The sequence below is a fragment of the Streptomyces sp. SID3343 genome, from assembly GCF_009865215.1.
In the GTDB taxonomy this organism is placed as follows: domain Bacteria; phylum Actinomycetota; class Actinomycetes; order Streptomycetales; family Streptomycetaceae; genus Embleya.
In genome coordinates this window covers 1-7321 of the sequence record NZ_WWJX01000568.1, presented here as the reverse complement: position 1 = coordinate 7321, position 7321 = coordinate 1, and the positions used below count along the sequence as shown (strand labels likewise).

The window sequence follows — 7321 nt, the reverse complement described above, 5'->3', positions numbered from 1 at the left end:
AGAGCCCCCCGCCGCGCCCCCACCGCGCTCGTACGTTTCGCCCGTGGACCGGGCACCGGGTGTCCGGCTCTACTGACGGAATGCCCCAGCCCACCCCGCTGACCGACCGGTTCGGTCGGGTGCACACCGATCTGCGTGTGTCCCTGACCGACCGGTGCAACCTGCGCTGCACGTACTGCATGCCCGCGGAGGGCCTGCCGTGGCTGCCCGCCGCCGACCTGCTCTCCCGCGCCGAGACCACCCGCCTGGTCCGCGTCGCGGTGCACCACCTGGGCATCACGAGCGTGCGACTGACCGGCGGCGAACCGCTGCTGCGCCCCGACCTGCCCGCACTCATCGCGGACTTGGCCGGCCTCGACGGCGCGCCGGAACTGTCCTTGACCACGAACGGGATCCGGCTCGCCCCGCTCGCCCTTGCACTGCGCGCGGCAGGCCTGCGCCGGGTCAACGTCAGCCTCGACACGCTCCGCCCGGAGCGCTTCGCGCTGTTGACCCGCCGAAACCGGATCGAGGACGTGTTCGCGGGGCTTCGCGCGGCCCGGGCGGCCGGGCTCGCACCGGTCAAGGTCAACGCGGTCCCGGTCCGCGGCGTCAACGACGACGAGATCGTGCCGATGACCGAGTGGGCGATCGAACGCGGGTATCGACTGCGCTTCATCGAGCAGATGCCGCTCGACGCGCAGGGTGCGTGGGATCGCGCCCTGATGGTGACCGCCGACGAGGTACTGACCCGCCTCGCGGCCCGCTTCACCCTGACTCCGGTGGCCCGCGAGGGTTCGTCCGTACCCGCCGAGGAGTGGTACGTCGACGGCACCGCCGCCAAGGTGGGCGTGATCGCGAGCGTCACCCGCCCGTTCTGTGGGGCGTGCGACCGGGTCCGGCTCACCGCCGACGGGCAATTGCGCACGTGCCTGTTCGCGACGGACGAGTCCGATCTGCGCGCCCTGCTGCGCTCGGGCGCCGACGACGAGCGGATTGCCGCCGCATGGCGAACCGCACTGCTCGGCAAGGGCGCCGGCCACGGCATCGGCACACCCGGGTTCGTCCGACCGGACCGGCCGATGTCCGCGATCGGAGGCTGACCCGATGTCCACCACCGTGCCCCCCACCGCCGGCACCGCGGCCACCGTCCGCCTGGCCGCCGTACGCACCGCCGCGCTGAGCGCGGACGAGGTGCTCACCGCCGTCGGCCACCCCGCCGCCGGCGGCACCGCCGTGTTCGTGGGAACCGTCCGCGACCACGACGCCGGCCGCGGCGTGAGCGCGCTGTCGTACTCCGCGCATCCCCTCGCCGAGACCCGCATCCGCGAGATCGCCGAACGCCTGGCCGCCGAGGTTCCCGACATCCTGGCCGTGGCCGCGCTCCACCGCGTGGGCGACCTGGTCGTCGGCGACGCCGCCATCGCCGTGGCCGTCGCGACCGCCCATCGCGCACCGGCGTTCGACGCGTGCCGAGAACTCGTGGAGCGCATCAAACACCAGGTCCCGATCTGGAAGCACCAGACCTACACCGACGGCGACCGGGACTGGGTCAATTGCACCCACTGACCGAACCGGCAGCCGAACCCGGCCCGGAACCCGCGGCCGCGCCCACCCCCGCGGCCAACCCCATGACCGCCCAGCCCACGCTCTCCAACGTCTCGGCGACGCCCGTCGTATCCCGCAGATGCCGAGTGCGCGCGACGTCGTTGATCGCGGTCAGCGCCGCCTGCACCCGGATTCGCCCTTCCGCCGCGCCGTACTCCGGGCGCAGCGCGCACAGCAGCCGGGTCCACTCCGCGACGTACTCCAACTGCGCCTGCCGGGCCCGGTGTCGGGCCGATTCCGGCAGGTGTGAAACCTCGGTGAGGAGCAGACACACCAAGTCGTGGTGCTCCGCCGCGAAGCGGATGTAGGACCTCAGCAACACCCGCAGCGCGACCTCGTGGTCCTGCGTCCCCGCCAGCGCGCGGGTCATGTCCAGCAGGAGCCATTCGATCCCGCGGGTGACCGCAGCCGACAGCAATTCGGCCTTGCTGTCGAAGTGGTTGTACACGCTCGGCCCGGCGATCCCGGCCGCCGCGCCGATGTCCTCGATGGCCACTCCCGCGTAGCCGTGCGCGGCGAACATCCGGGCCGCGGCGGCCAACAGGGCCTCCCGCCGCGAGCCCAGCACGATCCCGGCCGCGGTGGGCGACCGGTTCGCGAACGGAGCCACCGCCGCGGGCGACGCGGTCAGCGTCGCCTGGCCGAGCCGCACCAGCAGCCGCACGTACTCCTGGCGCGGCAGTTCGACCTGGTGGAAGGACGGGCTGAGCAGCACACCGAGGCCGCACCACGCGAGCAACTCCGACTGGGCGGAGTCGAGTTCGGGTCGGCCGGCACGGATCAGGCCGGTCACCACTGCGGTGACCGCGCGCACCTCGCGGCGAACCGCGGTCCGTTCCTCCGCCGGCAGCAGTCGACCCTCGCGCTGCCAGAGCACACCCACTTCGCGGTGCTCCAACGTCACCGCGACCACCGCGTTCAGCACCGTCTCCGGATCGTCGACCCCGCTGCGGGCGAGCGCTTCGCGCACCGAGGCCACCCCCGCGAGGACCACGTGCATGAGCAGTTGCTGCTTGCTCTTGAAGTGGCGGTACAGCGCGGACGGGCCCATGCCGACCGCCTCGGCGATGTCGCTCATGGCCACGTCGGCGTAACCGCGGCGGTAGAACAGGTCGGCCGCCGCGGCCAGGATCAGTTCGCGCCGATTCCGCGGCCGGGTCCCCCGAGGCGGCGGGACCACCCCGCCCACCTTGCGCACCGCCGCCATCGCGCCCGCCCCTTCGCGTGTCGGGCCGGCCTGCCGCGGCTCGGCCCCAGCGCCATTGTGGCAGCCGGCGACACCCGTCGAACGCCACGCGACAACGGCCGAGGAGCGGCCGCGCGCTTACTACGCTGGCCGCATGACGACCTCACTGATCACAGGTGCGACCGCGGGCATCGGAGCCGCGTTCGCGCGGCGGTTGGCACTCGAAGGGCACGCGCTCGTCCTCGTGGCCCGGGACGAGAAACGGCTGGAGGAGTGTGCGCGCGATCTGCGCGACGAGCACGGCGTGCGGGTCGAGGTGCTGGCCGCCGATCTCTCCCTCGACGAGGGCATCGCCGCCGTGGAGGCCCGCCTCGCCGACCGGTCCGCGCCCGTGGACGTACTGATCAACAACGCGGGGTTCGGCAACCGCGGCCGTTTTCTGGACGCCTCGATCGACGACGAACTGCAGATGCTCAAGGTGCACTGTGAGGCGGTACTGCGGCTGACCACCGCCGCGAGTGAGGCGATGCGCGAGCGTGGCCGCGGCTGGATCGTCAACGTCGCCTCGGTCGCGGCGTTCCTGCCGCGCGGTACGTACGGCGCGAGCAAGGCGTGGGTGGTCAGCTTCACCGAGGGCGCCGCCCGTGAACTCGTCGGCAGCGGCGTGCGGTTGATGGCATTGTGCCCCGGATTCGTGCGTACCGAGTTTCACCGACGCGCCCGCATGGACACGGCCGCCATCCCGGACTGGATGTGGTTGGACGCCGATCGACTGGTCGCGGCGGCCGTGCGCGACCTCGCGGTCGGCAAGACGGTCAGCGTTCCGGACCTGCGCTACAAGGCGGTGGTCGCACTCGCCAGGATCACCCCACGCGGCCTGTTCGGCACGCTGTCCACCCGCATGGGCCGAACCCACGGACCCAAGCGCACCTGACCCGACGTGGTGAACCCGCATCGAGCGGCCGCGGCGCGGCTGTGGCCGCACACGCCCGAAGGCCCTGTCGACGGGTGGTCGACAGGGCCTTGGGGCGCGAACCGGGCGGGGCGGTGTGGTCGTCACGCCCCTTCCGGGCATCCGCCGGGTGTTCGGACGAATCCGCCGTGGGCGCCGGTGCCGGCACCGGCGCCCGGGACTTCGTCAGGTGCGCGAACGCCCCTTCGGGCGGCTGCCCTTGCCTGCGCTCTTGCCTGTGCTCTTTCCGGCGCGCTTGCCGTCGCGGCGCTGGTTCTGCGCCTCGGGCTCCAGGGTGGCCGTGGACTCGGCTGCCGGTGCCGGGGCGGAGTTGGCACGCTCGGCTTCGACGAACAGCGAGTTCTTGTTGTGCAGGTGCGGCTTCGGCTTCTGACTGGGCATGGGATTTCCTCCAAGGAAGAATCAGCGACCTGGAGAGCGGTCACCAACCACTCTCACATCGATCGTGACCACACGCATTTCGACAATTACCCACTGTGATCGCGGGTGCCCACGGGGAGGGCCTGCGGGCTTCTACGATGCCCTGATGCCCCCTGCTCTTTCCCCGCGTCCACTCCGTCACCAGCGCGCAGTCCGGTGGGTCGCCGGCTGTGTCGCGTGCGCCGGCGTCGTGCTCGGCGGCGTGTCGTGCGACGTCGACACGTCCACCTCGTCCACGGCCGCCACCACCCACACTCCCCAGGCCACCGCCGCGCCGACCGTCGGTGCCACGATCGGCAACGGATACATCCGAGCCCCGGGCGCCCCGTTCGCGGTCTTCGCGCACCGCGGCGCCCCGACCCTGGCGCCGGAGAACACGCTGCCCTCGGACGAGGCGGCCCGTCAGGGCGGTGCCACGTGGATCGAGAACGACGTGCAGCCCAGCCGGGACGGGGTGCCGCACATCATGCACGACGCCACCGTCGACCGGACCACGAACGGAACCGGCCGGATCACCGAACTGACCACCGATCAACTCGCGACCCTGGACGCCGGGGCGCGGTTCGCCCCGGGGTTCGCCGGCACGCGGGTGCCCACTCTGCGCGACCAGTTGCTCGATCTGCGCACCCGGGGCGGCCGTTTGCTGCTGGAGATCAAGGACCGGCAAAGCCGCGAGCAGATCGCCCGGATCGTCGACGAGGTCAGAACGAGCGGCATGGACGATCGGGTGTTCGTGCAGAGCTTCGACGCCCAATCGCTGCGGATCACCCGCGAGCTCGCGCCGGAACTTCCGCTCGGCCTGCTCAGCGTCCCCGGTGGCGCCGATCCGATCGCGCTCGCCGAGGAACTGCGGTTGACCTCCTACAACCCCTCGTTCGGGGAGTTCGTCAACCGGCCGAAGCTGGTCGCCCGACTGCACGCGGTCGGCGTGGCCGTCATGGTGTGGACCGTGGACGACCCGGAGCAGTGGGCGACCCTGGACGCGGCGGGAGTCGACGGGATCATCACCAATCGAGTCGGCGAACTCGTGCGCTGGGAGGCCGCGCGGACGCGCTGAGGCCGGTCGAGGCAGCGTCTCGGGCGTGCCCATCGAGCCCGCTCGGCAGTCGGGGTCCGTGAAACCCTTTACCCCGCAAGGGCAATGTGACATTTTACAGCGGTGAGCGAACTCCGTTCCAGTGATGTCGTTGTCATCGGCGCCGGCGTCGTGGGCGCCGCGTGTGCCCACTTCGCGGTGCGGGCCGGGCTGTCGGTCACCGTCCTCGACCGGGGCCCGGTCGCGGGCGGGACCACCGGCGCGGGTGAGGGAAACCTCCTCGTGTCGGACAAGGACCCGGGCCCCGAACTGACCCTGGCTCTGCTCTCGTTGCGCCTGTGGAGTGAACTTGCCCTGGAGCGCCACGACTTCGAGTACGAGGCCAAGGGCGGTCTGATCGTCGCGCGCGGCGCGGCGGAGGCGGTCACGGCGACCGCCACCGCCGCCGCGCAGCGCACCTGCGGGGTCACCGCCCACGTCGTCGGCCCCGACGAACTGCACGCCTACGAGCCACACTTGGCCCGAGGTCTCGCAGGTGGTACGTACTATCCGCAGGACGCCCAGGTGCAACCGGCCCTGGCCGCCGCCGCGCTCCTGCGCACCGGGGCGCGGGTGCGCACCGGTGTGACCGTGACCGGATTCCTGCGCGGCCGCGCCGACCGGGTGGTCGGCGTGCGCACCACGCACGGCGACCTCACCGCCGGCGCGGTGGTCAACGCGGCCGGCACGTGGGCGGGCGAGGTGGCCGCGCTCGCCCGGGTGCCGCTGCCGATCCTGCCGCGGCGCGGGTTCGTCCTGGTCACCGAGCCGCTGCCGGCGCTGGTCCGGCACAAGGTGTACGCCGCGGCCTACTCCGCCGACGTCGCGAGCGACGACGCGCGGCTCGCCTCCTCGGCGGTGGTCGAGGGAACGCCGTCGGGCCCGATCCTGATCGGCGCGAGCCGCGAACGGGTCGGCTTCGAGCGGTCGTTCCCGGTCCCGGTGCTGCGCCGGCTCGCCGCGCAGGCGATCGAGTTGTTCCCGATCCTGGCCGATGCCTCGATCATCCGCGCCTATCAGGGCTTTCGCCCGTACTGCCCCGACCATCTCCCGGTTCTGGGGCCCGATCCGCGCGCACCCGGCCTGTTGCACGCGTGCGGCCACGAGGGCGCGGGCGTCGGTCTGGCGCCCGCGACGGGCCTGCTGATCGCGCAGGCCCTGACCGGGGACGCCCCGGAGTTCGACCCCACCCCGTTCGACCCGACCCGCTTCGCGGAGGTGCCCGCATGACGGGTGAACACCCCATCCCGAACGCCCACGGCCCCTTCGACATCACCGTGGACGGCCGGCCGATACCGGTCGAACCCGGCCAGACGATCGGCGCCGCTATGATCGCAGCCGGATTGCGGTCGTGGCGCACGACTCGATTCGCCGGTCGGCCCCGCGGCCTGTTCTGCGGGATCGGCGTGTGCTTCGACTGCCTGGTCACGGTCGACGGCACGACGTCGCTGCGGGCGTGCCTGGTCGTGGCCCGGGCCGGCGACGAGGTGACGACGTCGTGAGCGGGGCACGTGAGTCGGCCCGCCCGCACGATCTCGTCGTGCTCGGCGCCGGCCCCGCCGGGCTCACCGCCGCCGTCACCGCCGCCCGCTTCGGCCTGCGCGTGGCCGTGCTCGACGCGAACTCCCGGGCGGGCGGCCAGTACCACCGCCATCGCGCGGGCGAGCCGCCGAACTGGCCGCCGCTGCGCCGCCTGGGCAGCGTCGATTTCCTGGCGAACCACCGGGTGTGGGCGGTGGAACGCGCCGACGACCACTTCGTGGCACACACCCTGGTCGGTGACCGCGGCACCCGACCGGTGACCGTGCGCGGCCGCAAGCTGCTCCTGGCCACCGGCGCCTACGACCGGCAACTCCCCTTCCCCGGTTGGGATCTGCCGGGCGTGTTCACCGCCGGCGGCGCGCAGGCCCTGCTCAAGGGGAACGGCGTCGCCCCCGGCCGCCGCGCCGTCGTCGCCGGGACCGGCCCGTTCCTGCTCCCCGTCGCCGTGGCCCTGGCCGAGGCCGGCGTGCGGGTGGTCGCCGTCCTGGAGGCCGCCCCCGCGACCGCGCGCGCCGTCGCGCTCGCGCCGCGCGGGCCC

The 7321-nt window shown here is 72.9% G+C and carries 9 protein-coding genes; 7 read left to right on the top strand and 2 right to left on the bottom strand.

The window, feature by feature from the left end; translation table 11 throughout:
• Positions 1–80 precede the first annotated feature (80 nt).
• Together moaA and GT354_RS17610 are read left to right on the top strand one after the other, a co-directional pair.
• On the top strand, positions 81–1082 hold the full coding sequence (moaA, locus tag GT354_RS17615) for a GTP 3',8-cyclase MoaA (protein WP_161357258.1): 1002 nt from the start codon (positions 81–83) through the stop codon (positions 1080–1082).
• Positions 1083–1086: 4 nt separating this feature from the next.
• Positions 1087–1548 (top strand): molybdenum cofactor biosynthesis protein MoaE, encoded by a 462-nt coding sequence (locus GT354_RS17610; RefSeq protein WP_161357257.1) that lies wholly within the window; start codon positions 1087–1089, stop codon positions 1546–1548.
• Here GT354_RS17610 and GT354_RS17605 read toward each other — a convergent pair.
• A complete protein-coding gene (locus tag GT354_RS17605) occupies positions 1532–2794 on the bottom strand; it encodes a TetR/AcrR family transcriptional regulator (protein WP_161357256.1) in 1263 nt (420 codons plus the stop codon). The genes GT354_RS17610 and GT354_RS17605 overlap by 17 nt on opposite strands.
• A gap of 133 nt (positions 2795–2927) precedes the next feature.
• Here GT354_RS17605 and GT354_RS17600 point away from each other — a divergent pair, with 133 nt between their 5' ends.
• Complete coding sequence (locus GT354_RS17600) at positions 2928–3707, top strand: SDR family oxidoreductase (protein WP_161357255.1); 780 nt, start codon at positions 2928–2930, stop codon at positions 3705–3707.
• Positions 3708–3911: 204 nt separating this feature from the next.
• Here GT354_RS17600 and GT354_RS17595 read toward each other — a convergent pair whose 3' ends face one another.
• Positions 3912–4127 carry a hypothetical protein gene (locus GT354_RS17595; protein ID WP_161357254.1) on the bottom strand — a complete coding sequence of 72 codons (216 nt, stop codon included), beginning with the start codon at positions 4125–4127 and terminating at the stop codon, positions 3912–3914.
• A 145-nt stretch (positions 4128–4272) separates the two neighbouring features.
• On the opposite strand from GT354_RS17595, the gene GT354_RS17590 reads away from it, so the two are divergent.
• From GT354_RS17590 to GT354_RS17575, 4 genes are all read left to right on the top strand, one after another.
• On the top strand, positions 4273–5223 hold the full coding sequence (locus tag GT354_RS17590) for a glycerophosphodiester phosphodiesterase family protein (protein ID WP_202511996.1): 951 nt from the start codon (positions 4273–4275) through the stop codon (positions 5221–5223).
• Between the two features lie 102 nt (positions 5224–5325).
• A complete protein-coding gene (locus GT354_RS17585) occupies positions 5326–6471 on the top strand; it encodes an FAD-binding oxidoreductase (RefSeq protein WP_161357252.1) in 1146 nt (381 codons plus the stop codon).
• On the top strand, positions 6468–6743 hold the full coding sequence (locus GT354_RS17580) for a (2Fe-2S)-binding protein (RefSeq protein ID WP_161357251.1): 276 nt from the start codon (positions 6468–6470) through the stop codon (positions 6741–6743). Before GT354_RS17585 ends, GT354_RS17580 begins: the two co-directional genes overlap by 4 nt.
• Positions 6740–7321, top strand: a 582-nt coding sequence (locus GT354_RS17575; RefSeq protein WP_161357250.1) for an FAD-dependent oxidoreductase, incomplete at its 3' end; no start/stop codon positions are given. The genes GT354_RS17580 and GT354_RS17575, both read left to right, overlap by 4 nt.